We start from the raw sequence: 24767 nt of genomic DNA on the forward strand, positions 1-24767 counted from the left end.
GGCGATGGTTTTCGATGAGTTATCAGGTTCTTGCACGTAAATGGCGTCCGCGCTCGTTCCGCGAAATGGTCGGCCAGACCCATGTGCTCAAGGCTCTGATCAATGCCTTGGACAGCCAGCGACTGCACCACGCCTACCTGTTTACCGGGACGCGCGGTGTCGGCAAGACCACCATCGCACGAATCATTGCCAAATGCCTGAACTGTGAAACAGGTATCACTTCAACGCCCTGCGGCGAGTGCTCGGTGTGCCGCGAGATCGATGAAGGGCGCTTTGTCGACCTGATCGAGATCGATGCCGCGAGCCGGACCAAGGTCGAGGACACTCGCGAGCTGCTCGACAACGTGCAGTACGCTCCGAGCCGTGGGCGCTTCAAGGTCTACCTGATCGACGAAGTGCACATGCTCTCCAGCCATTCCTTCAATGCGCTGCTCAAAACCCTCGAAGAGCCGCCGCCCTACGTCAAGTTCATCCTGGCGACCACCGATCCGCAGAAACTTCCGGCAACGATTCTTTCGCGGTGCCTGCAATTTTCGCTGAAGAACATGACCCCGGAACGGGTGGTCGAGCATTTGACCCACGTCCTGGGCGTCGAGCAGGTGCCGTTCGAAGACGACGCGCTGTGGCTGCTGGGCCGCGCCGCCGACGGATCGATGCGTGACGCCATGAGCCTGACCGACCAGGCCATCGCCTTCGGTGAAGGCAAGGTCATGGCCGCTGACGTGCGGGCGATGCTGGGCACGCTGGATCACGGTCAGGTATTCGATGTCCTGCATTCGTTGATCGAAGGCGACGCCAAGGCGTTGCTCGAAGCCGTTCGTCACCTGGCCGAACAAGGCCCGGACTGGAACGGCGTGCTCTCGGAAATTCTCAACGTGCTGCACCGTGTCGCCATCGCCCAGGCCTTGCCCGAAGGCGTCGACAACGGCCACGGCGATCGTGATCGGGTGCTGGCGCTGGCCCAGGCGTTGCCGGCCGAAGACGTACAGTTTTACTACCAGATGGGCCTGATCGGCCGTCGCGACTTGCCGCTGGCGCCCGACCCACGCGGTGGCTTCGAAATGGTCCTGCTGCGCATGTTGGCGTTCAGGCCGGCGGATACGGCGGACGCCCCGAGGCAACCGCTAAAGCCAGTGGGGATCAGCCAGGCCACAGTTGATTCCGCCAATTCAGTGGCTGCCGCGCCTAAAGCTGCGCCGGTAGTCCCTGCGGCAGTTGCCCAGGTTGTGCCTGCGCCGGTCGCAGCGGTCGTTGCACCGGTCCCGGCGCCTGAACCGGTTGCGCCAGTTATCGTGCCCGATCCTGTGGTTGAGGCGGTCGCCCCCGTAGTCGATCTGCCATGGAACGACCCGGTCGAGCCCGAAGTGGTCCAGCAACCCGACATCGAGCCGGTACTGGAAACCGCCAGCGAGCAACCCGAATTGCCGCCGATGCCCATGCCCACGCCGGACAGCGTGGTGCCGGACGCACCGGAATGGGCCGCTGCGCCGATCCCGGAACCGTCCGTGGCTGAGGTCGATGCCGCTACTCCGGGCGCCGATCAGGATGACGAGCCGCCGCTGGACGAGGATTACATTGAGCCGGACATCGATTCGGCTTACAGCTATCTCGATGAACTGGCCAGCGAGCACACCGCCGAGCCGGCGCCGGAACCCGAGCCAGAGCCCGCCGCGGCACCGGCCACCGGTCTGGCGCTGCAATGGCTGGAGCTGTTCCCGAAACTGCCGATCTCCGGCATGACCGGCAGCATCGCCGCCAACTGCACGCTGATCGCCGTTGATGGCGACAACTGGCTGTTGCACCTGGACCCGGCCCACAGCGCCTTGTTCAACGCGACCCAGCAACGCCGTCTCAACGATGCGCTGAACCAGTTCCACGGGCGTACGCTGAGCCTGAGCATGGAACTGATCAAGCCCGAGCAGGAAACCCCGGCCCAGGCCGCGTCCCGCCGGCGGGTGAACCGTCAGCGCGAGGCCGAGGAGTCGATTCACGGCGATCCGTTCATCCAGCAAATGATGCAGCAGTTCGGTGCGGTGATCCGTAACGATACTATTGAACCTGTCGAAGCCCTGGTCAGTCAGGGCTAATAACTGAAGGCGTTTGGCCGCATGGGCCGGGCGCTGTTTTTATCCAAGTACTTTGAGGTGATTACCATGATGAAAGGTGGCATGGCCGGCCTGATGAAGCAGGCACAGCAGATGCAGGAAAAAATGGCCAAGATGCAGGAAGAACTGGCCAACGCCGAAGTCACCGGTAAGGCCGGCGGCGATATGGTCACCGTGGTGATGACCGGTCGTCACGACGTCAAGCGCGTGACCATCGACCCAAGCCTGGTGGAAGGCCTGAGCGAAGACGACAAAGAGATGCTGGAGGCCGTGTTCGCCGCCGCCGTCAACGATGCCGTGCGCAAGATCGAAGCCAACAGCCAGGACAAAATGTCCGGCGTGACCGCTGGCATGCAACTGCCACCGGGTATGAAACTGCCATTCTGATTCGCCAACGCGCCTCGGATGAGCTACAAAAAAAATGCCAGGCAATTGCGCCTGGCATTTTTGTTTCCGGCGCACACAGATCGTTCCCACGCTTTTGTGGCGAGGGGGCTTGCCCCCGTTGGACTGCGAAGCAGTCGCTTAACTGACAACTAGGATTTACCTGATACACCGCGTTGGCAGTTTTGGGAGCGCTCCGCACTCCAACGGGGGCAAGCCCCCTCGCCACAGAGGCAAAACATCGAACGCCACACGGCCATAACGGTCTGCACCCTATACCGCAAAATTCATCGATCAAAGGAGACGCTCACATGCCACAAGCATTGACCCTCAACCAACGTATCGTCCTGGTGTCCCGCCCGGTAGGCGCGCCGACCCCGGAGAATTTTCGCCTGGAGCGCGTCGCGCTGCCGGATCTGGCCGACGGTCAGGTGTTGCTCAAGACCCTTTACCTGTCCCTCGATCCCTACATGCGCGGACGCATGAGTGACGCGCCGTCTTACGCCGCGCCGGTAGAAATCGACGAAGTGATGACCGGTGGCGCTGTCAGCCGTGTCGAGCGTTCGCTCAATCCCAAGTTCCACGAAGGTGACCTGGTAGTCGGCTCTACCGGCTGGCAGAGCCACAGCATCAGTGATGGGCGCAACATCATTCCGATCCCGTCCGGGCTGCCGAGCCCGTCGATGGCACTGGGTGTGCTGGGCATGCCGGGCATGACGGCCTATATGGGCCTGATGGACATCGGCCAGCCCAAGGCCGGCGAAACCCTGGTGGTCGCCGCCGCGTCCGGCGCGGTGGGTTCAGTGGTTGGCCAGGTGGCGAAGATCAAAGGCCTGCGCGTGGTCGGTGTGGCCGGCGGTGCGGATAAGTGCCGCTACGTGGTCGAGGAACTGGGCTTCGACGCCTGCATCGACCACAAGAGCCCGGACTTTGCCCAGGAGCTGGCGCTGGCATGTCCCAAAGGCGTCGATATCTATTACGAGAACGTTGGCGGCAAAGTCTTCGATGCGATCGTGCCGTTGCTCAACGCCAAAGCGCGGATTCCGCTGTGTGGCCTGATCGCCGGTTACAACGCCCATGAGGCGCCGAGCGGGCCGGATCGCCTGCCGCAATTGCAGCGCACCTTGCTGACCAAGCGCGTGCGTATCCAGGGCTTTATCGTTTTTGATGACTACGGTGATCGCCAGCCGGAGTTTGTCAGTGCCATGGCGCCGTGGGTGCGCGACGGCAAGGTCAAGTTCCGCGAGGACATCGTCGATGGCCTGGAGCAGGCGCCCGAGGCGTTCATCGGTCTGCTGGAGGGACGCAACTTCGGCAAACTGGTCGTGCGGGTCGCCCAGGACTGAGTATTTGACGCTGGCCGGAGGCGCGGGTATAAACCGCGTCTCGTTGTTTTGTCGGACTTTTCCCCATGAGCTTCAGCCCTCTGATTCGCCAACTGATCGATGCCCTGCGAACGTTGCCGGGCGTGGGCCAGAAAACCGCCCAGCGCATGGCGTTGCAACTGCTCGAGCGTGATCGTAGCGGCGGCTCGCGCCTGGCGCTGGCGTTGAGCCAGGCCATGGAAGGGGTCGGTCACTGCCGCTTGTGCCGCACGCTGACCGAAGACGACTTGTGCCCGCAATGCGCCGACAACCGCCGCGACGACACCTTGCTGTGCGTGGTGGAAGGGCCGATGGATGTCTACGCCGTGGAGCAGACCGGTTTCCGTGGTCGTTACTTCGTGCTCAAGGGCCATTTGTCGCCACTCGACGGTCTCGGGCCGGAAGCCATCGGCATTCCGCAATTGCTGGCGCGGATTGAGGAGGCGGGCACCTTTACCGAAGTCATCCTCGCCACCAACCCGACGGTGGAAGGCGAAGCCACGGCGCATTACATTGCCCAGTTGCTCAGCAACAAAGGCCTGATCGCCTCGCGCATCGCCCATGGGGTGCCGTTGGGTGGCGAGCTGGAATTGGTGGATGGCGGGACGTTGGCGCATTCGTTTGCGGGGCGCAAGCCGATCGCGTTGTAGTGTCTGGGCGGGCCTCATCGCGGGCAAGCCTCGCTCCTACAGGTAGCGCGGCGCCTTTGCTTTTGTAGGAGCAAGGCTTGCCCGCGAAGGACGCACCTCGGTCCCTCTGATTCACACAATCCTGTTGAAAACCAAGCAAGCGCTCGGTTAACTTCGCTGAACCCTTCAGCGGAGCTCGCCGATGCCTGCCTTTCAGGAATACTTCGACCCCAGCCACCAATTGGTCCGCGACAGCGTCAGGCGTTTCGTCGAGCGCGAGATCCTGCCGGACATCGATCAGTGGGAGGAAGCCGAAAGCTTTCCCCGGGAGCTGTACCTCAAGGCCGGTGCCGCGGGGATTCTCGGCATCGGATACCCCGAATCCCTGGGTGGCAGCCATGAAGGTGATCTGTTTGCCAAGGTCGCCGCCAGCGAAGAGCTGATGCGTTGCGGCTCCGGCGGTTTGGTCGCCGGCCTCGGTTCGCTGGACATCGGTCTGCCGCCGATCCTCAAGTGGGCCCGCCCCGAGGTTCGTGATCGAGTGGTGCCGCAAGTGTTGTCCGGCGAGAAAATCAGCGCCTTGGCCATCACCGAACCCAGTGGCGGCTCCGATGTGGCCAACCTGCAAACCCGCGCCGTGCGAGACGGCGACTGCTACCGGGTCAGCGGCAGCAAGACCTTTATTACGAGCGGTGTGCGTGCCGATTTCTACACGGTGGCGGTGCGCACCGGCGCGCCGGGTTTCGGCGGGATCAGCCTGTTGTTGATCGAGAAGGGTACGCCCGGGTTCACCGTCGGTCGGCAGCTGAAGAAAATGGGTTGGTGGGCGTCGGACACGGCCGAATTGTTCTTCGACAATTGCCAGGTGCCTGTAGGAAACCTGATCGGCGCCGAAAATATGGGCTTCGCCTGCATCATGGGTAATTTCCAGAGCGAACGCCTGGCCCTGGCGCTGATGGCCAACATGACCGCGCAACTGGCGCTGGAGGAGAGCCTGAAATGGGCGCGTCAGCGTGAGGCCTTTGGTAAGCCGATCGGCAAGTTCCAGGTGCTCAAGCACCGCCTCGCCGAAATGGCCACGGCCCTGGAAGTGTCACGGGAATTCACCTACCGCCAGGCGGCGAAAATGGCGGCGGGGCAGAGCGTGATCAAGGAAATTTCCATGGCCAAGAATTTCGCCACCGACACGGCGGATCGCATCACCACGGATGCCGTGCAGATTCTGGGAGGGCTGGGGTATATGCGGGACAGTCTGGTGGAACGGCTGTATCGCGACAATCGGATTCTGTCGATTGGCGGTGGGACGCGGGAAGTGATGAACGAGATCATCAGTAAGCAGATGGGGCTTTAACGTCCGATCGTTCCCACGCTCTGCGTGGGAATGCCTCAACGGACGCTCCGCGTTCGGCTTTGGAGGGACGCGGAGCGTCCCGGCTGCATTCCCACGCGAAGCGTGGGAACGATCGAGCGGTGGCCGCTTACTGTTCGCTCAACGCAAACTGCGTCAGGCAAAACGTAGGAATACCCATGTCTTCCAGGCGCTGCGACCCACCCAACTCTGGCAAATCAATAATCGCCGCCGCTTCATGCACCCGCGCACCCATGCGCCGAATCAGGTTCGCCGCCGCGATCAAGGTGCCGCCGGTCGCAATCAGGTCATCGAACATCACCACCGAATCACCCTCGCACAGGCTGTCGGCGTGCACTTCTAGTAAGGCTTCGCCGTATTCGGTCGCGTAACCCTCGGCCAGCACGTCCGCCGGCAATTTGCCTTGCTTGCGGAACAGCACCAGCGGCTTGTTCAACTGATACGCCAGCACCGAGCCGATCAGGAAGCCACGCGCATCCATCGCGCCGATATGGGTGAAGTCGGCCTCGACGTAACGGTGGGCGAAAGTGTCCATCACCAGGCGCAGGGCCGTGGGCGATTGGAACAGCGGGGTGATGTCGCGAAAGATCACGCCCGGCTTGGGAAAGTCGATCACGGGGCGGATCAGGGATTTGATGTCGAAGGAGTCGAAGACCATCGTCGAGTTGTCCTGGCAGGCTGCAAACGACGCAGTATAACGGCGGCTGAACCGTTTCGCTCAGCCGCAATTGCACTAGTCAGTCGAGCGAGCCGCCGGCCAGGGCGCAGAGCTGGATCGGGTCGAGGATATGGATTTCCTTGCCCTCGGCGGCGATCAGTTCGTTTTGCTGGAAGCGGGTGAATACCCGGGACACGGTTTCCACCGCCAGGCCCAGGTAGTTGCCGATTTCGTTGCGCGACATGCTCAGGCGGAACTGGTTGGCCGAGAAGCCGCGAGCGCGGAAGCGCGCGGAGAGGTTGACCAGGAACGTGGCGATGCGCTCGTCGGCGGTTTTCTTCGACAGCAGCAACATCATTTGCTGGTCGTCGCGAATCTCCCGGCTCATTACCCGCATCAACTGACGACGCAGTTGCGGCAGTTGAATGGACAGTTCGTCGAGGCGTTCGAAAGGGATTTCGCAGACTGAGGTGGTTTCCAGTGCCTGGGCCGACACCGGGTGTTTTTCCGTGTCCATGCCCGACAGGCCGACCAGTTCGCTCGGCAAGTGGAAACCGGTGAGCTGTTCTTCGCCGCCATCGCTGAGGCTGAAGGTCTTCAGGGCGCCGGAGCGAACTGCATAAACGGAATCGAACGTGTCGCCCTGGCGGAACAGGAACTCGCCTTTCTTCAGCGGGCGACCACGTTTAACGATTTCGTCCAGCGCATCCATGTCTTCCAGATTCAAAGAAAGTGGCAAGCAGAGGGGAGCCAGGCTGCAATCCTTGCAATGGGCCTGGCTGTGAGCGCGCAGTTTAACTGGCTCAGACATTTCTTTAATCCTTGTGGGAAAACACACATAAGCCGTAAGGGTAACTCACGGGAGGACATTCAGGCCAGCGCACGGCGAATTTGCCGCAGGCGCGTAAAGCCTGCGGACGGACGGCCGATAACCTGTCTACTGATCGCTTTCGAGGAACTGTATTCATGTCCGCCATTGGCACGTTGAATCCCGGTAACGGCGGTGTCTCGTCGTTGCTCGATACCTCGAAAATCCCGTCGGTCAATGAATCGGACGTCACCGTGACGCCCGTCGAAACCCCCGCCAAAGTCGAAGGCATCAAAGTCTCGCTGTCCGGTGCCGGAATTGAAAAAGCCGCCGGGGCCCAAGGTGATGTCAGCGACATCGAAGAAAGCGGCTTGCCGGAAAACATTCAGCAGATCCTGAAGATGATTCGCAAATTGCAGCAGCAGATCGCCGAAAAACTGGCCGAAATGCAGGCGGTCATGAGGGATAAACGTCTGAGTCCGGAAGAAATCAAAGCCAAGCTCGGTGCCTTGCAAGCGTTTATCAACAACCTCAACGGTGGCCTGATCACCGCCAACACCGCGCTCGGTAAAGCCATGAAGCAGGCAGGCCTGACGCCGGAGCAAATCCTCAAGGCGGCGTCGCTGCTCATGAAGTCCTAAATCACTCGGGAAAAACGCTGCCGATTCTGCTGCTCCAGATACGCATCGAAGACCATGCACACCGAGCGCACCAGCAGTCGCCCGGCGGGCAGTACGCTGATTCGTTCGCTGTCCAGCTCGATCAAGCCGTCCCTGGCCATCTCTTCCAGCTGCGGCCAAAGTTCGCTGAAGTAACCACGAAAGTCGATGTTGAAAGTCTTCTCGATAGCGGCGAATTCCAGGCTGAAACTGCAGATCAATTGCTGAATCACCGCTCGTCGCACACGGTCGTCGGCGTTGCACAGCAGGCCGCGATTGGTAGCCAATTGCGCCGAGGCCAGGGTGTTTTGGTACAGATTCAGGTCGCTGGTGTTCTGGCAATACAGGTCGCCGATCTGGCTGATGGCCGAGACGCCGAGGCCGATCAAGTCGCAATGTCCGTGGGTGGTGTAGCCCTGGAAGTTGCGTTGCAGGGTTGATTCTTCCTGGGCAATCGCCAGTTCATCGTCGGGCAGGGCGAAGTGGTCCATGCCGATGTAGCGATAGCCGGCCTTGGTCAGCTGTTCGATGGTGCCCTGGAGCATTTCCAGTTTTTGTGCCGGCGTCGGCAGTTCGTTGCTGTTGATCCGCCGTTGCGGCAAGAAGCGTTCCGGCAGGTGGGCGTAGTTGAACACCGAGAGCCGGTCTGGTTGCAGGGCGATGACTTCATCGACCGTGCGGGCGAAATTTTCGGGAGTCTGGCGCGGCAGGCCGTAGATCAGGTCAATGTTGATCGAGCGAAACTGCAAGGTCCGCGCGGCATCGATCACGGCGCGGGTTTCTTCCAGGCTTTGCAGGCGATTGACCGCGCGTTGCACCGCCGGATCAAGGTCCTGCAAGCCGATGCTTACGCGGTTGAAGCCTAGCTCCCGCAGCAGGCCCATGGTTGACCAGTCGGCTTCCCGGGGATCGATCTCGATGCCGTAGTCGCCGGAGTCATCGTCCAGCAAATTGAAAGACTTGCGCAGCTGCGCCATCAACTGGCGCAGTTCGTCGTGGCTGAGAAAGGTCGGGGTGCCGCCGCCGAAATGCAGTTGCTCGACTTTCTGGGCCGGGTCCAGGTGACAGGCGATCAGCTGGATCTCCTGCTCCAGACGCTGCAAATAGGGCAGTGCGCGGCCGCGGTCCTTGGTGATGACTTTGTTGCAGGCGCAGTAGTAGCAAATGTTCGCGCAGAATGGCACATGCACATACAACGACAGCGGGCGCAGCGCTTTGCGGCTGTCGCGCAGGGCATGGAACAGGTCGAACGTGCCAACCTGGCTGTTGAATTGGACGGCGGTCGGGTACGAGGTGTAGCGCGGCCCCGACAGGTCGTAACGGCGAATCAGATCGGTGTCCCAACGAATGGCGTCGAGCATGCGGGCGTTCCCCCGGATAGGCTTGCAGTGTCAGCGAGTCTATGGGGGGCGGCGTTGGGGCATCTTGATTTGCGTCAACGGCGATGGGTGGCCATGGTCGGCTTTTGTGGCGAGGGGGCAAGCCCCCTCGCCACAGGGTCAGTGGCCCATCAACCAATGCTGATGCGGCCCCGGTAATGTCCAGATCCCGAACAACATCACCAGCACCCCGCCACTCATCCGCACACTGCGTTTGCGCAGCAACGCCGTCACGCGCTCGGCTGCCAGGCCTGTAGCCAATAAAACCGGCCATGTCCCCAGCCCGAACGCCAACATCAACAAAGCACTATCCAGCGCATTGCCCTGACTCGCCGCCCACAACAACGTGCTGTAAACCAGCCCGCACGGCAGCCAGCCCCAGAGCGCGCCCAGCAGCAGGGCGCGGGGCAGGCTCGACACCGGCAGCAATTTGTTGGCAACCGGCTGGATATGCCGCCACAGGCCGCGACCGAGGCTTTCGATGCGGGTCAGGCCGCTCCACCAGCCAGCCAGGTACAGGCCCATGGCAATCAGCAGCAGGCCGGCGATGATGCGCATGAACATCGCCGCCGGGCTGTTGGCCACTGCCCAGCCGGCGAGCCCGATCAACAGGCCCGCCGTGGCGTAGCTGAGAATTCGGCCCAGGTTGTAGGCCAGCAACAATCTGAAGCGGCGGCTGCGTTGTTCCTTGGGAATCGCCAGGGTCAGCGCGCCCATCAAGCCGCCGCACATGCCCAGGCAATGACCGCCGCCGAGCAGGCCGAGGATCACCGCAGACACCAGCAGGGGTGCCAACTCAAGCATGGGGTGGCGCCTTGTCGTGGGGTTTGGCCGGATGACCGCTGGCCTCATCGACCGCAGCGGTGTGGTTCGGGTCCTGGTCGTCGAACAGAATGCTGTGGGCCGGGCCGTCGAGGTCATCGTACTGACCGCTGTCCACCGCCCAGAAGAAGATATAGACGGCGATGGCCACGATCAGCAGCGCGGCCGGGATCATCACGTAAAGAGCTGGCATGGGTCACTCCATGCCCGCGCGGCTCAGGCCGGCAGCGGGCGGGTTTCTGGCGTGGCGCTGGCCTTGGGCGTGCTCGGCATCCGAGTCAGGCGCAGGGCGTTGAGCACCACGGTCAACGAACTGATCGACATGCCGACCGCGGCCCACACTGGAGTGATCCAGCCGAGGGCGGCGAACGGCAACATGAGGCCATTGTACAGCCCGGCCCACAGCAGGTTTTCGATGATTATCCGGCGGGTGCGCCGCGCCAGGCTGAAGGCTTGCACCAGGGCGTCGAGGCGGTTGGACAGCAGCACCGCGTCGGCGCTGGTTTTCGCCAGGTCGGTGGCCGAGCCCATGGCCACGCTGATATCGGCGGCGGCCAGCACCGGCACATCATTGACCCCGTCGCCGAGCATCAATACCTTGCGCCCTTCCTTGTGCAGCTGTTGCAGCACTTGCAACTTGTCATCGGGACGCAGGCCGCCACGGGCCTCGTCGATACCCAATTCGGCTGCGACGCTGGCGACCATCGGCGAACTGTCGCCGGACAGCAACAGTGTGCGCCAGCCGCGAGCCTTGCAGGCCGCGAGCAGGGCGGGCGCATCGGTGCGCAAACGGTCGTCGAGGACAAACCACGCCAGCGGCCCGAAGCTGTCGCCCAGCAGCAGCCATTGGCCCGCTTCTTCCGGCATCAGCGGCACGCTGGCGCCACTGAGTTCGCAGACAAACCCCGCTTGGCCAATGCGCAGGCGCTGTTCGCCGACCAATCCTTCAAGCCCCAGCCCTGGCGTACTGAGGACTTCTTCGGCGGCCAGTGGCGCACGGCCAAAGGCGCGGGCAATCGGGTGTTCGGAGCGGTTTTCCAGGGCGGCTGCGAGCCCCAGGCACTCATCGCTGCCGAGTGAGCCGAGGGGGCGAATCGAGCGCAGGGCCAGGCGACCTTCGGTCAGCGTACCGGTCTTGTCGAAAATCACCGTGTCGATCTGGTTCAGGCCTTCCAGTACATGGCCTCGGGTCAGCAGCAAGCCGAGTTTATGCAGCGTACCGGTGGCGGCGGTCAGCGCGGTCGGCGTCGCGAGGGACAGGGCGCATGGGCAGGTCGCCACGAGCATGGCGAGCACGATCCAGAACGCCCGCGACGAATCCAGTTCCCACCACAGCAAGCCAATAGCGGCGACGGCAATCAGCGACAGCAACAGGAACCACTGGGCGGCGCGGTCGGCGATTTCCGCCAGGCGCGGTTTCTCGGCCTGGGCGCGGTCGAGCAGGCGGACGATGGCGGACAGCCGCGTGTCTTGCCCCAGCGCCAGCACTTCAACGGTCAATGCGCCTTCAACGTTCAACGTGCCGGCGGTGACCGCATCGCCGAGTGTGCGCGGTTGTGGCAGGTACTCGCCGGTGAGCAGGGATTCGTCGATGCTCGACTGGCCGTCGAGGATTTTGCCGTCAGCCGGCAGGATCGCGCCGGGGTGCACCAGCACCTGATCACCGACGCGCAATTCGCTGAGCAGGATGCGCTCGCTCTGGCCATCGGGACCCAGGCGCAAACATGAGGCAGGCAATAGATTCACCAGCTGTGCGGTGGCGGCGGCGGTGCGTTCCCGGGCGCGGCGTTCCAGGTAGCGCCCGGCCAGCAGGAACAGCGCGAACATGCCGACGGCATCGAAATACAACTCGCCAACGCCGGTGATCGACGTCCAGATCCCGGCCAGATAAGCGCTGCCGATCGCCAGCGAAACCGACACATCCATGGTCAGGTGCCGGGTGCGCAAGTCGCGCATGGCGCCCTTGAAGAACGGCGCGCAGCTGTAGAACACAATCGGCGTGGTCAGGAACAGCGCGACCCAGCGCAGGATCGTGTGCAGCTCCGGGCTTAAGTCGATGTTGAATTCCGGCCAGGTGGCCATGGTCGCCATCATCGCCTGGAACCACAGCAATCCGGCGACGCCGAGTTGGCGCAGGGCCAGACGATTTTCGCTGGCCAGTTGTTCGCTGGCGCGGTCGGCTTGATAGGGGTGGGCGGCGTAACCGATGTGGCGCAGCTCACTGAGTATCTGACTCAGCGGCAGTTGCGCGTCGGCCCAGCGTACGTGCAGGCGATGGTTGGACAGGTTCAGCCGTGCCTCGGCTACCGCCGGCAAGCCGCGCAGATGTTTCTCGATCAGCCAGCCGCAGGCGGCGCAACTGATGCCCTCCATCAGCAGGGTGGTTTCGGCGAGCTCGCCTTCGTGACGGACGAAGGGCTGCTGGACGTCGGCGCGGTCGTACAGCGCCAGTTCATCGACCAATTGCACGGGCAAGGTTTCGGGGTTGGCCGAGGATTCGCTGCGATGCTGGTAATAACTCTCCAGCCCGCCGGCCACGATGGCTTCGGCTACCGCCTGGCAACCCGGGCAGCAAAGCTCGCGGGTTTCACCGAGGACAACGGCGGTGAAGCGGCTGCCGGCCGGGACAGGCAGGGCGCAGTGGTAGCAGGGGGTTGGGGTGGTCATGTCTGTCGCCATGGAAACAATTGTGGCTGATTCAACTCAGACCCTGTGGCGAGGGGGCTTGCCCCCGTTGGACCGCGAAGCGGTCCCAAACCCTGAGACCGCGATCTTCCGGTCGATCGAGTGCACAGGTCTTATGGCTGCTGCGCAGCCAAACGCGGGCAAGCCCGCTCGCCACAAGGGATCGCAGTAATTACTTCTTCAGGTCTTCCGCACCTTGCAACGGCTCATCGCCCAGCAGCAGGTCCTTGTCGTGGCTGACCTGTTCTTCCTCGAACATGCGCCAGGTCTTGTCGTCCTGCACCCCCAGCAATTCGACAAAACGGCGGCCTTCGACCTTGTCGCTCATCTGGCCGATATAGCGGCCCTGTTCGGTTTCGCTGCGGGTCAGGGTGATTTTGCGATCCTTCTCCGGCTGGGTCGGCGAGATCAGGTTCAGCTCAACGGTCTTGGGCTGGCTGTTGCCGCTCAGGCGCAGGTCGACTTCACCGGTCAACTCGTCCAGATGAACGTTGGCGCGCAGTTGCAGGGTCTGGGCCAGCAGTTCACGGTCCAGGGAGCGGTTGATGCCTTTGCCGGCCTCGTAGTAGTTGTCGTTGACCAGGTTGTCCGGGTTGTTCACGGCGATGGTCACCATGGACAGGGTCAGGGTCACCGAGCAGGCGAGAATCCCGATGATGATCCACGGCCAAAGATGCTTGTACCAAGGGCTTGCGGCAGTTGCTGCGGGCATGATCACTTCTCTCAACGAATTTGTGGGCCGATGAATCGGCTCTTGGCTTCAACATGGACGCTGTCATCATCGGCATCCTTGAGGGTGAATTTCACCTCGTTGGTGCTCGATGGCAATTGCTCCGGCGCGCTGGACAGCTCCACCGGCTGGCTGAAAATTTCCCCGGCGGCGACTTTTATCTCGCGCTTGCCTTGCAGCTTGAGGTCCGGCAGGCCGCTGGCTTCCAGCAGGTAGGTGTGGTCGCGCTGGTCCTTGTTCATGATCTTCAGGCTGTAGACGTTTTCGATCCGGCCTTCGGCGTTCTCGCGGTACAGCACGCGGTCCTTGCTGACATCAAAGCCCACCAGCGAACGCATGAAGAACGCGGTCACCAGCAAGCCGATCATGGTCAACAGCACCAGCGCGTAGCCGATCAGGCGCGGGCGCAGTTTATGGGTTTTCTGCCCGGACAGGTTGTGCTCGGTGGTGTAGCTGATCAAGCCGCGGGGGTAATCCATCTTGTCCATGATGCTGTCGCAGGCATCGATGCACGCGGCGCAACCGATGCACTCGATTTGCAGGCCGTCGCGGATGTCGATGCCGGTCGGGCAGACCTGCACGCACATGGTGCAGTCGATGCAGTCGCCCAGGCCCTGGGCCTTGTAATCCACGCCTTTCTTGCGCGGGCCACGGGACTCGCCACGACGCGGGTCGTAGGAAACGATCAGGGTGTCCTTGTCGAACATCACGCTCTGGAAGCGCGCATACGGGCACATGTAGATGCACACCTGCTCGCGCAACCAGCCGGCGTTGCCGTAAGTGGCGAGGGTGAAAAAGCCGACCCAGAAGTACGACCAGCCATCGGCCTCGCCGGTGAAGAAGTCGATGGTCAGCTCGCGGATAGGCGAGAAGTAACCGACAAAAGTCATGCCGGTGACGAAGCCGATCAACAGCCACAGGCTGTGTTTGCTGAACTTGCGCAGGAATTTGTGGGCGCTCATCGGCGTCTTGTCGAGTTTGATGCGCTGGTTACGGTCGCCTTCGGTGACCTTCTCGCACCACATGAAGATCCAGGTCCAGACGCTCTGCGGGCAGGTATAGCCGCACCAGACGCGCCCGGCGTACACGGTGATGAAGAACAGGCCGAAGGCGCTGATGATCAGCAGGCCCGAGAGCAGGATGAAATCCTGGGGCCAGAAGGTTGCGCCGAAGATGAAGAACTTGCGTTCCGGCAGGTTCCACCAGACCGCCTGGTGGCCGCCCCAGTTCAGCCACACCGTACCGAAATACAGCAGGAACAACGCAGCGCCGCCCATCATCCGCAGGTTGCGGAACAGGCCGGTGAAGGCGCGGGTGTAGATCTTTTCTCGAGAGGCGTAGAGGTCGACGCTGTTGTTCGCGTTCTTGGCAGGCGGGGTAACGTCGTGTACCGGAATCTGATTGCTCATCATTGCATCCCACGGCAGTGGAAAAATGCCTCGGTCAGTACATGCCGACCGCGGTCAAAGAGGTGTTGCAGTGGCGCAATGATACGCCTGTCGCTCTAGCTCAAGGGTGCGACCTTTGGTCGCGTTGGGAGAAAAGCGCAGATGGTGTAGCGGATGTAACAAAGCATGATCCAGATCAATTGACTATAGACGATCCGCGATTTGCCTTGAGAGCAGCGCGTTGGCGCTGCCCTGTGTCAGGTGGCGCCTTCAGGGTCTGGGAAGGCGACCGCCCCCCAGGCCGTCCAGCCCGCCCGAGCCGTTTCCAGGCTCCAGCGCCGAGATGATTTCAGCGGAATGAAGATTGTTTGCAGAATGGGACATGTCATTTCTTCCTTGGTGATGACCTGTGAATGCAACTTTCTGTTCTCGACCGTTTCACGTTGGGAGGTGGGCGTTCAAGTGGTGGAAAAGCTACAGGGTCGCAAGGCAGTCGGTCGATTAAAAGTCCGTCTCAAATTATGTCGGCCACGCTGATGTTCCGGCACGGCGAATTTCATTTATGCCATGGCTTGATCAAAGCGCTGCTGGGAGAGAGTGAAAAGTCTTAAATGTTTAGTTTTTTAAATAATTGAAAAGCGGATGAAATATATTTATTTAATTGCTTTGATTTTGTTGTTTGTCGTTGGTTTTTTCTTGCGTTAAGTTATGTCGAGTGCATTAAGAACAGCAGTGCACCTATTAACTAATAACGGAAACGGATTTCTATGAATATCAAAAAAGGCGCAAGCGTATTAGCGTGCCTGTGGTTGTTGTCACTGGCGCCTGTTGTGCATTCGATTGAAAACATGCCTCGTCATATGGTGTTTGCGTCGGATCCGCAATACCCCTGGACTGACAAGACCGACAGTCGTGAACCAGAAACGGATGCAGAGTTTAAGGTGCGTGCGAAATGGCTGGTGGAAACCCAGTTCGCCAGTATTGCCGACTTTCGTCATCAATCCGGTGGTCAGGCGAATGTGCCGTTGATGATCAATGGTGATATGACGGCGTTTGGTCATGGTTGGCAACGTTCGTACATTAGTTCGACGCTGGAAAAGTTCTTCAAGAAAGATTTTCTGTACGGTTTGGGAAATCACGATTATGCGAACAACGTAGATGATTGCTTCAGTAATAGTTGCGCGGCGGGCAGTATCGTTGAATATAAGGAATATCATGAGGGTCAAGTCGACGACTTTGACTTGAAAGTGGATGGTGGATTTTTAAATAAGCGGTACTCCGGCAGTTTGGCATATTCGAAGAACATTGGAGAGGTTCATTTGGTTCAACTCAACTATGAGCCAACGTATGAAGTCAATATTTCGCACCCCCTGAATCCAACGACATTCAACATCACCCATGCGCTGGATTGGCTTGAGAATGATCTTAGGGTGGCCCGGACTCAGGGTTACGCCATCATCATCAACATGCATGCGCCCGATCAGTGGAAGGGCACTTGGGAGCAGCAACGGCGTTTCGCGGCGATGGTTGAAAAGTACGAAGTAACGGCCATTTTTGCCGGTCATTACCATGACGAGGGCGGCTCGACGCAGTACATAGGCGGCGTGCCAACGTTCCTCAGTGGCAGCGCTTCCCAAGAAACCTATTTGATTGCCAGTTTTTCCGAGGATCGCAAGCAGTTGCACGTCAATCTGGTGGAAAAAAACCAGTGGCAAACACGGAAGCTGGTGCGCACGGTGAAGGTGAAATCGATTTTCGCCAGTCGTCCATGAAAAAGGCCCCGCCAATTCACATTGGCGGGGCCGTTTTTTATTGCATCAAGCTTAAGCCTTACTGAGCGTCCGCCGCTGGAGCCTTCTCACCATGAGACAGGCTGTAGACGTAAGCGGCCAGCAGGTGAACCTTGTCGTTGCCTTGCAGCTGCTCTTGCGCAGGCATTTGGCCCTGACGGCCGTAACGGATGGTCTGCTGCAGTTGAGCGAAGCTCGAACCGTAGATGAATGCGGCCGGGTGGGTCAGGTTCGGTGCGCCCATGGCCGGGGTACCTTTGCCTTCCGGACCGTGGCACACCGCGCAGTTGGCCGCGAACAGTTTCTGCCCGGCAACCGGGTCGGACTTGGTGCCTTCCGGCAGCTTGCGACCGTCGAGGTTGGTCAGTACGAAGCCGGCAACATCGGCAACGCCTTGTTCGCCGATCACTTCAGCCCACGCAGGCATCACCGCGTGACGGCCGCCCATGATGGTGGTCTTGATGGTTTCCGGTTCGCCGCCCCAGCGCCAGTCGGCGTCGGTCAGGTTCGGGAAGCCATAGGCGCCCTTGGCGTCGGAACCGTGGCAGACCGAGCAGTTGGAGGCGAACAGGCGGCCACCCATCTTCAGGGCTTGCGGGTCCTTGGCCACTTCTTCGATCGGCATGGAAGCGAACTTGGCGAAGATCGGACCGAACTTGGCGTCCGACTTGGCCATTTCCTTTTCCCACTCGTGAACGCCGGTCCAGCCGGTCTGGCCGTTGGCGAACGCAGTCTGCTTGTCGGTATCGAGGTAGTTGTAGCCTGGCAGCAGGCCTTTCCAGTTGCCCAGGCCCGGGTACAGCACCAGGTAGCCCAGGGCGAAGATGATGGTGCCCACGAACAGCATGAACCACCATTTCGGCAGTGGGTTGTCGTACTCCTCGATCCCGTCGAAGGAGTGGCCAACTGTTTCTTCGGTGGCTTCGCTGCGCTGGCCCTTGCGGGTGGACAGCAGCAGCCAGGTCAGGGCGAAGATGGTACCCAGGCTCAGGACTGTGACGTACAGACTCCAGAACGTAGTCATTCTTTGTTACTCCTAGAAGCTTGCTCGACGTGCTTGATGGCTTCGGGATCATCCGCGAAAGGCAGCAAGGTCGCGTCTTCAAACTCCGACTTGCGCTTGGGGCTGAACACCCACAACGCCAGACCGATAAAGGCCACCATCACGACAACGGTGCCCAGGCCACGAATCATCCCGATATCCATCTAGATCACCGTTTGCTTTTGATGATGGTGCCCAGGCCTTGCAGATAGGCCACCAGCGCGTCCATTTCGGTCTTGCCCTTCACCGCATCCTTGGCACCGGCGATGTCTTCGTCGGTGTAAGGGACGCCGAGCGTGCGCAGGACTTCCAGTTTCTTGGCGGTGTCCTTGCCGTCGAGCTTGTTTTCCACGAGGAACGGATAGGCCGGCATTTTCGACTCAGGCACCACGTTGCGCGGGTTGTACAAGTGCGCACGCTGCCAGTCATCGGAGTAACGACCGCCGACACGGGCCAGGTCCGGACCGGTACGCTTGGAACCCCACAGGAACGGGTGGTCCCACACGCTTTCACCGGCGACCGAGTAGTGGCCGTAACGTTCGGTTTCAGCACGGAACGGGCGGATCATCTGCGAGTGGCAGCCGACACAACCGTTGGCGATGAAGACGTCGCGTCCTTCGACTTCAAGCGCAGGGCGAGGCTTCATGCCTTCGACCGGCTTGTTGGTGACGTCCTGGAAAAACAGCGGAACGATCTGGGTCAGGCCGCCGATGCTGACGGCGATAACCATGAAGAAGGCCAGCAGGCCAATGTTCTTCTCGACTGCTTCATGCTTCATCAGTGAGCTCCAACTACAGCAATCTGAGCGGCGGCTTCGGCTTCAACCGGGTTCGAGGCGCGTACGGTACGGAATACGTTGTAGGCCATGAACAGCATGCCGCTGGCAAAGAACGCACCGCCCAGGGCGCGAACGATGTAGCCAGGGTGGCTGGCTTGCAGTGCTTCAACGAACGAGTAGGTGAGGGTGCCGTCGTCGTTGATTGCACGCCACATCAGGCCCTGGGTGATGCCGTTGACCCACATCGAAGCGATGTACAGCACGGTACCGATGGTCGCGAGCCAGAAGTGCGTGTTGATCAGGCCGATGCTGTGCATCTGCACGCGACCGAACAGTTTCGGGATCATGTGGTAGATCGCGCCGATCGAAATCATCGCTACCCAGCCGAGCGCGCCGGCGTGTACGTGGCCGATGGTCCAGTCGGTGTAGTGCGAGAGCGAGTTGACGGTCTTGATCGCCATCATCGGGCCTTCGAAGGTCGACATGCCGTAGAACGCCAGCGAGACCACGAGGAAGCGCAGGATCGGGTCGGTGCGCAGCTTATGCCAGGCGCCCGACAGGGTCATCATGCCGTTGATCATGCCGCCCCAGCTTGGCGCGAGCAGGATGATCGACATCGCCATGCCCAGGGACTGCGCCCAATCCGGCAGCGCGGTGTAGTGCAAGTGGTGCGGACCGGCCCAGATGTACAGGGTGATCAGTGCCCAGAAGTGCACGATGGACAGGCGATAGGAGTAGATCGGACGTTCGGCCTGTTTCGGCACGAAGTAGTACATCATCCCCAGGAAACCGGTGGTCAGGAAGAAGCCCACCGCGTTGTGGCCGTACCACCACTGGATCATCGCATCCGTCGCACCCGAGTAGGCCGAGTAGGACTTGAACAGGCTGACCGGCAGCGACATGTGGTTGACGATGTGCAGCATCGCGGTCACGACGATGAACGCGCCGTAGAACCAGTTGCCGACATAGATGTGCTTGGTCTTGCGCTTGACGATGGTGCCAAAGAACACCAGACCGTAAACCACCCAGACGATGGCCAGCAGAATAGCCAGTGGCCATTCCAGTTCGGCGTATTCCTTGGTGGTGGTGTAACCCAGCGGCAAGGTGACGATGGCGCCGATGATCACCGCTTGCCAACCCCAGAAGTGGAAGGCCGCGAGGCTGTCGGAAATCAGTCGCGTTTGGCAGGTTCGCTGCACGACGTAATAAGAAGTGGCAAACAGTGCACAACCACCGAAGGCGAAAATCACCAGGTTGGTGTGCAACGGGCGTAAGCGTCCAAAAGTCGTCCACGGCAGACCGAAGTTCAATTCCGGCCATACGAGCTGTGAGGCGATGAAGACACCAAGCCCCATGCCAAGGATCCCCCAGACCACCGTCATGATGGCGAACTGGCGGACTACCTTATAGTTATAAGCAGTCGGACTGATTGCTGTGCTCATTCTAAGGTTCCACGGTTTGGGTGTTTTATTAGGATAAAAATCGGCCGCAAGTATGTAGAAAGCAGGGGGGCATTGCAACGCACCATGACCTGGGTCAATGCTTTCAGAAGCTGATTCTGCGGCCTTTCCATGCGCCGCGTAAGGACAAAATCGGCCCCGGACAAAATGTCGCAGCGGACGAAAAAGGCGAGGGGTTCAGGTCAGTTGTAACGAGGTGTGTTCAAACGCAAGGTTCGGGTGACAGAAGGCAATTTGCACGACAGCCGGTATCTACCAGCCTTTGCGGCCTGTCATCGAGCAGATTTGTCGAACACATCGGCTAATTTCGACCTGGAACCGGTACTTTGCCAGTCCGCATCGAGCAAGCGTAGACCCGAATCAGGGGAACCGAAAGGGAGGCGGGGAGGGGGTGTGACAAAAAGAAGCAGCCATAAGCGTCAAGCTGCAAGCTTCAAGAGGGATCTCGTTGCTTGCAGCTTTTGCTTTTGCCTGTACTTGCCGCTTGTAGCTTGAAACTTGTCGCTGATTTTTATGCCTTTACTTGCCGCTTGTAGCTTGCAACTTGCCGCTCAACTGCTCCTCACCCTTCGAAAGGCTGAAAACGTAGGCGGCGAGCAGTTGCACCTTATCGTTGCCGAGCAACTCGTTCTGCGCCGGCATATGGCCCTGGCGACCATGGCGAATGGTTTGTTGCAGTTGCGCCAGGCTTGAACCATAAATGAAACCGGCCGGGTGCGTCAGGTTCGGCGCGCCCATGGCTTCAGTGCCGTGGCCATTTGCCCCATGACAGGCTACGCACGTCGTGCTGAACAACTGCTGACCGGCTTGCACATCGGCGTTGCTGTCGGCGGGCAACGGCAGGCCGGCCAGTTCGTGACGCACATACGCGGCGACGTTTTTAACGCCCGCTTCACCGAGGATTTCACCCCAGGCCGGCATCGCCGCCATCCGGCCACCCATGATCGTGGTCTTGATCATGTCGGCATCGCCGCCCCAGCGCCAATCACGGTCCACCAGGTTGGGGAAGCCGAAGGCGCCCTTGGCGTCCGAGCCGTGGCACACCGCGCAATTGGAGGCAAACAGGCGACCGCCCATTTTCAGCGCTTGCGGGTCTTTCGCCACTTCTTCCACCGGCATGGCGGCGAATTTGGCGAAGATCGGTCCGAACTTGGCATCTGCCTTGTCCATTTCCTTTTCCCACTCGTGGACACCGGTCCAGCCGTCCTCGTAACCCGGCAGCACGCCTTTCCAGTTGCCCAGGCCCGGATACAGGACCAGATAACCCACGGCAAACACCAGCGTGGCGGCGAACAGCATGAACCACCACTGCGGCAGCGGGTTGTCGTACTCCTCAATGCCGTCGAAGCTGTGGCCCATGGTCTGGTCGACGCTGCCCTTGGTTTCGCCCTTGCGGGTTCCGATCAGCAGCCAGGTCAGGCCGATCAGGCTGCCGATGGTCAGTACGCAGATCCACGTACTCCAGAAGGTGGTCATGGCCGGGTACTCCTTGGTTCAGGTTCTTGGGTGGCGTCATCGGGGGTCAACTCGTCGGCGAACGGCAGCATTCGCGCTTCGGCGAATTCCGGGCTGCGCTTGCCGTTGAACACCCACAACGCCAGGCCGACGAAGGCCACAAACACCACGACCGTGCCCAGGCCGCGGATCATTCCACTGCTCATCACGCTGGCTATTTCAAAGGGAATGGCCATGGCTCACCTCTTGCTCTTAATGGCAGTGCCGAGCACTTGCAGGTAGGCGACAAGTGCGTCCATTTCGGTCTTGCCCTTGAGCGAGGCGACGGCACCGGTGATGTCGTCGTCGCTGTATGGCACGCCGAGGGTGCGCATGGCCTTGATCTTGGTTTCGGTGTGGCTGCTGTCGAGCTGATTGGCCACCAGCCATGGGTAGCCAGGCATCTTCGATTCCGGGACGACGTTGCGCGGGTTGTACAAATGCGCGCGGTGCCAGTCTTCGGAGTAGCGGCCGCCGACCCGTGCCAGGTCCGGCCCGGTACGCTTGGAGCCCCACAGGAACGGGTGATCCCAGACGCTTTCCCCGGCGACCGAGTAGTGGCCGTAGCGTTCGGTCTCGGCGCGAAATGGCCGGATCATCTGCGAGTGGCAGCCGACGCAGCCTTCGCGGATGTAAATGTCGCGACCTTCCAGTTGCAGCGCGGTGTAGGGCTTCATGCCTTCCACCGGTTTATTGGTCACGTCCTGGAAGAACAGCGGGACGATCTGGGTCAGACCGCCGATGCTCACGGCCAGGATCATCAGCAACAGCAGCAGGCCGACGTTTTTCTCGATGGTTTCGTGTTTCATGGCGGACTCCTCAGGCCATCTGCGCGGCAGCGGCGGCTTCGGCAGGCTGTGAGGCCCGCACGGTGCGCCAGGTGTTGTAGGCCATCAGCAACATGCCGCTGAAGAAGATCGCACCGCCCACCAATCGCACGACGAAGCCTGGGTGGCTGGCCACCAGGGTTTCGACGAAGGAGTAGGTCAGCGTGCCGTCTTCGTTGACAGCGCGCCACATAAGGCCCTGGGCGATGCCGTTGACCCACATCGAGGCGATGTAGAGCACGGTGCCGATAGTCGCGAGCCAGAAGTGAGCGTTGATCAGGCCGATGCTGTGCATCTGTGGCCGGCCGAAGATTTTCGGGATCATGTGGTACAGCGCGCCGATGGAAATCATCGCCACCCAGCCGAGCGCGCCGGCGTGAACGTGGCCGATGGTCCAGTCGGTGTAGTGGGAGAGGGCGTTCACAGTCTTGATCGCCATCATCGGCCCTTCGAAGGTCGACATGCCGTAGAACGCCAGGGAAACCACGAGGAAGCGCAGGATCGGGTCGCTGCGCAACTTATGCCAGGCGCCTGAGAGCGTCATCATCCCGTTGATCATCCCGCCCCAGCTTGGCGCCAGCAGGATCAGCGACATCACCATGCCCAGGGACTGTGCCCAATCCGGCAATGCGGTGTAGTGCAAGTGGTGCGGACCGGCCCAGATGTACAGGGTGATCAGCGCCCAGAAGTGCACGATGGACAGGCGATAGGAGTAAACCGGACGCTCGGCCTGTTTCGGCACGAAGTAGTACATCATCCCGAGGAAGCCTGCGGTGAGGAAAAAGCCTACCGCGTTGTGGCCGTACCACCACTGCACCATGGCGTCGGTCGCGCCGCCGTACAGCGAGTAGGACTTGGTCCAGCTGACCGGGATTTCCATGTTGTTGACGATGTGCAGGATCGCCACGGTGACGATGAACGCGCCGAAGAACCAGTTACCGACGTAGATGTGCTTGGTCTTGCGCTTGGCCAGCGTGCCGAAGAACACGATGGCGTAGGCGACCCAGACGATGGTGATCAGGATGTCGATCGGCCATTCCAGCTCGGCGTATTCCTTGGAACTGGTGTAGCCCAGCGGCAGGCTGACGGCCGCCAGCACGATTACCAGTTGCCAGCCCCAGAAGCAGAACTGGGCGACTTTCGGTGCAAACAGTTGGGTCTGGCAGGTGCGTTGCACCGAATAGAACGAACTGGCGAACAGGGCGCAACCGCCGAAAGCGAAGATCACCGCGTTGGTGTGCAACGGACGCAAACGGCCGAAGCTGGTCCACGGCAAATTGAAGTTGAGTTCGGGCCAGACCAATTGAGCGGCGAGAAAAACCCCGAGCCCCATGCCGACGATGCCCCATACCACCGTCATAATGGCGAATTGGCGGACCACCTTGTAGTTGTAGGCGGTACTGATAGAAGTGTTCATGGTTCCCCATCCACGGTTCAGCCGAAGTGAATGCGCGCGCACGAGGCAAGCGCTTCCTTCGCCTGGAGTTATAGGCAGACTAAAAGCGAGGCAAGCATGGACAAAGAGCACAAAGCCAGTATTGACGGGGATCAATGGGCGCGGTGCCTGGAGGATCATGGATGGCTGTGGAATGCCGCCTCGATGCCGTCATCGACCACGCTGATCCTCGCCCACGGCGCCGGTGCACCGATGGACAGCGCCTGGATGAACGACATGGCCGCGCGCCTTGCCGCACAAGGCGTCAACGTGGTGCGCTTCGAGTTTCCCTACATGGCGCAACGACGCCTCGACGGCGGCAAACGCCCACCGAACCCGGCGCCGAAACTGCTGGAATGCTGGCGTGAGGTGTATGCCCAGGTGCGACGCCATGTCACTGGGACGCTGGCCATTGGCGGCAAGTCCATGGGTGGCCGCATGGCCAGTTTGCTGGCGGATGAATTGGGCGCGGATGCGCTGGTGTGCCTGGGCTATCCGTTTTATGCCGTGGGCAAACCGGAGAAACCCAGGGTCGAGCACCTGGCCGGGCTCAAGACCCGGACTTTGATTGTGCAGGGCGAGCGGGATGCGCTGGGCAATCGGGAGGCGGTCGAGGCGTATGCGTTGTCGCCGAGTATCGAGGTGTTCTGGCTGGTGGCCGGGGATCATGATTTGAAGCCGCTGAAAGCTTCGGGGTTTAGTCATGAGCAGCATTTGGCGGCTGCGGCGCAGAAGGTGGCCGGGTTTCTTCAGTGAAGTCTTGATCGTTCCCACGCTCCGCGTGGGAATGCCTCAATGGACGCTCTGCGTCCGCTGTTGGGACGCGGAGCGTCCCGGGCTGCATTCCCACGCGGAGCGTGGGAACGATCATCACGCCCTGACAACGAAGATCAGCGGTTAAACCGCTCCACCAACGAATACTGGGTACTGGCCGTCTTCGTCAGTTCTTCACTCAGTAGCG

At 60.7% G+C, this 24767-nt stretch carries 24 protein-coding genes; 8 read left to right on the forward strand and 16 right to left on the reverse strand.

Annotation, left to right across the window (positions count from 1 at the left end):
* The first annotated feature begins 14 nt into the window (after positions 1-14).
* From dnaX to ACY4LX_RS10990, 5 genes are all read left to right on the forward strand, one after another.
* The gene (gene dnaX, locus ACY4LX_RS10970) at positions 15-2087 is read left to right on the forward strand and encodes a DNA polymerase III subunit gamma/tau (protein WP_463259885.1); all 2073 of its coding nucleotides are present in this window, start codon (positions 15-17) and stop codon (positions 2085-2087) included.
* A gap of 66 nt (positions 2088-2153) precedes the next feature.
* Entirely contained in the window at positions 2154-2492 is a 339-nt protein-coding gene (locus tag ACY4LX_RS10975) for a YbaB/EbfC family nucleoid-associated protein (RefSeq protein WP_007905413.1), read from the forward strand.
* A gap of 308 nt (positions 2493-2800) precedes the next feature.
* On the forward strand, positions 2801-3835 hold the full coding sequence (locus tag ACY4LX_RS10980) for an NADP-dependent oxidoreductase (protein ID WP_463259886.1): 1035 nt from the start codon (positions 2801-2803) through the stop codon (positions 3833-3835).
* A gap of 65 nt (positions 3836-3900) precedes the next feature.
* Entirely contained in the window at positions 3901-4503 is a 603-nt protein-coding gene (recR, locus tag ACY4LX_RS10985) for a recombination mediator RecR (RefSeq protein ID WP_133836727.1), read from the forward strand.
* A gap of 181 nt (positions 4504-4684) precedes the next feature.
* Positions 4685-5833 carry an acyl-CoA dehydrogenase family protein gene (locus ACY4LX_RS10990; protein ID WP_463259887.1) on the forward strand — a complete coding sequence of 383 codons (1149 nt, stop codon included), beginning with the start codon at positions 4685-4687 and terminating at the stop codon, positions 5831-5833.
* Positions 5834-5960: 127 nt separating this feature from the next.
* Here the strand turns inward: ACY4LX_RS10990 and ACY4LX_RS10995 are convergent, their stop codons facing one another.
* Positions 5961-6509, reverse strand: coding sequence for an adenine phosphoribosyltransferase (locus tag ACY4LX_RS10995; protein ID WP_123599371.1), 549 nt, complete (start codon positions 6507-6509; stop codon positions 5961-5963).
* 79 nt (positions 6510-6588) lie between these two features.
* A complete protein-coding gene (gene fnr, locus ACY4LX_RS11000) occupies positions 6589-7320 on the reverse strand; it encodes a fumarate/nitrate reduction transcriptional regulator Fnr (RefSeq protein WP_054615628.1) in 732 nt (243 codons plus the stop codon).
* 155 nt (positions 7321-7475) lie between these two features.
* On the opposite strand from fnr, the gene ACY4LX_RS11005 reads away from it, so the two are divergent.
* Positions 7476-7958 carry a hypothetical protein gene (locus tag ACY4LX_RS11005; protein ID WP_463259888.1) on the forward strand — a complete coding sequence of 161 codons (483 nt, stop codon included), beginning with the start codon at positions 7476-7478 and terminating at the stop codon, positions 7956-7958.
* Here the strand turns inward: ACY4LX_RS11005 and hemN are convergent.
* The 6 genes from hemN to ccoG all read right to left on the reverse strand — a co-directional run bounded on the left by hemN (position 7955) and on the right by ccoG (position 15001).
* Positions 7955-9337, reverse strand: coding sequence for an oxygen-independent coproporphyrinogen III oxidase (gene hemN / locus ACY4LX_RS11010; protein ID WP_149660548.1), 1383 nt, complete (start codon positions 9335-9337; stop codon positions 7955-7957). The genes ACY4LX_RS11005 and hemN overlap by 4 nt on opposite strands.
* A gap of 138 nt (positions 9338-9475) precedes the next feature.
* Positions 9476-10159 carry a sulfite exporter TauE/SafE family protein gene (locus ACY4LX_RS11015; RefSeq protein WP_149660547.1) on the reverse strand — a complete coding sequence of 228 codons (684 nt, stop codon included), beginning with the start codon at positions 10157-10159 and terminating at the stop codon, positions 9476-9478.
* On the reverse strand, positions 10152-10370 hold the full coding sequence (gene ccoS, locus ACY4LX_RS11020; protein ID WP_149660546.1) for a cbb3-type cytochrome oxidase assembly protein CcoS: 219 nt from the start codon (positions 10368-10370) through the stop codon (positions 10152-10154). Before ccoS ends, ACY4LX_RS11015 begins: the two co-directional genes overlap by 8 nt.
* 23 nt (positions 10371-10393) lie before the next feature.
* Entirely contained in the window at positions 10394-12844 is a 2451-nt protein-coding gene (locus ACY4LX_RS11025; protein WP_463259889.1) for a heavy metal translocating P-type ATPase, read from the reverse strand.
* Between the two features lie 190 nt (positions 12845-13034).
* Positions 13035-13574 carry a FixH family protein gene (locus ACY4LX_RS11030; RefSeq protein ID WP_123403332.1) on the reverse strand — a complete coding sequence of 180 codons (540 nt, stop codon included), beginning with the start codon at positions 13572-13574 and terminating at the stop codon, positions 13035-13037.
* An 11-nt stretch (positions 13575-13585) separates the two neighbouring features.
* Positions 13586-15001, reverse strand: coding sequence for a cytochrome c oxidase accessory protein CcoG (gene ccoG, locus ACY4LX_RS11035; RefSeq protein WP_149660544.1), 1416 nt, complete (start codon positions 14999-15001; stop codon positions 13586-13588).
* 746 nt (positions 15002-15747) lie between these two features.
* Here ccoG and ACY4LX_RS11040 point away from each other — a divergent pair.
* Positions 15748-16752 (forward strand): metallophosphoesterase family protein, encoded by a 1005-nt coding sequence (locus ACY4LX_RS11040; RefSeq protein WP_463259890.1) that lies wholly within the window; start codon positions 15748-15750, stop codon positions 16750-16752.
* Positions 16753-16810: 58 nt separating this feature from the next.
* Here the strand turns inward: ACY4LX_RS11040 and ccoP (ACY4LX_RS11045) are convergent, their stop codons facing one another.
* The 8 genes from ccoP (ACY4LX_RS11045) to ccoN (ACY4LX_RS11080) all read right to left on the reverse strand — a co-directional run bounded on the left by ccoP (ACY4LX_RS11045) (position 16811) and on the right by ccoN (ACY4LX_RS11080) (position 23788).
* Complete coding sequence (ccoP, locus tag ACY4LX_RS11045) at positions 16811-17794, reverse strand: cytochrome-c oxidase, cbb3-type subunit III (RefSeq protein WP_149660542.1); 984 nt, start codon at positions 17792-17794, stop codon at positions 16811-16813.
* A complete protein-coding gene (locus ACY4LX_RS11050; protein WP_003175465.1) occupies positions 17791-17976 on the reverse strand; it encodes a CcoQ/FixQ family Cbb3-type cytochrome c oxidase assembly chaperone in 186 nt (61 codons plus the stop codon). The genes ccoP (ACY4LX_RS11045) and ACY4LX_RS11050 overlap by 4 nt, the downstream gene beginning before the upstream one ends.
* Before the next feature lie 5 nt (positions 17977-17981).
* Positions 17982-18590 (reverse strand): cytochrome-c oxidase, cbb3-type subunit II, encoded by a 609-nt coding sequence (gene ccoO / locus ACY4LX_RS11055; protein WP_054054085.1) that lies wholly within the window; start codon positions 18588-18590, stop codon positions 17982-17984.
* Positions 18590-20032: a cytochrome-c oxidase, cbb3-type subunit I gene (ccoN, locus tag ACY4LX_RS11060; protein WP_149660541.1), complete on the reverse strand. Its 1443-nt coding sequence runs from the start codon at positions 20030-20032 to the stop codon at positions 18590-18592. Before ccoN (ACY4LX_RS11060) ends, ccoO (ACY4LX_RS11055) begins: the two co-directional genes overlap by 1 nt.
* 537 nt (positions 20033-20569) lie before the next feature.
* Complete coding sequence (gene ccoP, locus ACY4LX_RS11065) at positions 20570-21526, reverse strand: cytochrome-c oxidase, cbb3-type subunit III (protein ID WP_463259891.1); 957 nt, start codon at positions 21524-21526, stop codon at positions 20570-20572.
* A complete protein-coding gene (locus ACY4LX_RS11070) occupies positions 21523-21741 on the reverse strand; it encodes a cbb3-type cytochrome oxidase subunit 3 (RefSeq protein ID WP_463259892.1) in 219 nt (72 codons plus the stop codon). Before ACY4LX_RS11070 ends, ccoP (ACY4LX_RS11065) begins: the two co-directional genes overlap by 4 nt.
* A gap of 3 nt (positions 21742-21744) precedes the next feature.
* Positions 21745-22353, reverse strand: a complete 609-nt coding sequence (gene ccoO, locus ACY4LX_RS11075; protein WP_123403351.1) for a cytochrome-c oxidase, cbb3-type subunit II — start codon at positions 22351-22353, stop codon at positions 21745-21747.
* A 10-nt stretch (positions 22354-22363) separates the two neighbouring features.
* Positions 22364-23788 (reverse strand): cytochrome-c oxidase, cbb3-type subunit I, encoded by a 1425-nt coding sequence (gene ccoN, locus ACY4LX_RS11080; protein WP_149660537.1) that lies wholly within the window; start codon positions 23786-23788, stop codon positions 22364-22366.
* 96 nt (positions 23789-23884) lie between these two features.
* On the opposite strand from ccoN (ACY4LX_RS11080), the gene ACY4LX_RS11085 reads away from it, so the two are divergent.
* Complete coding sequence (locus ACY4LX_RS11085) at positions 23885-24562, forward strand: alpha/beta family hydrolase (RefSeq protein WP_149660536.1); 678 nt, start codon at positions 23885-23887, stop codon at positions 24560-24562.
* Positions 24563-24767 lie beyond the last annotated feature (205 nt).

It is taken from the genome of Pseudomonas sp. Emmai, assembly GCF_055179735.1.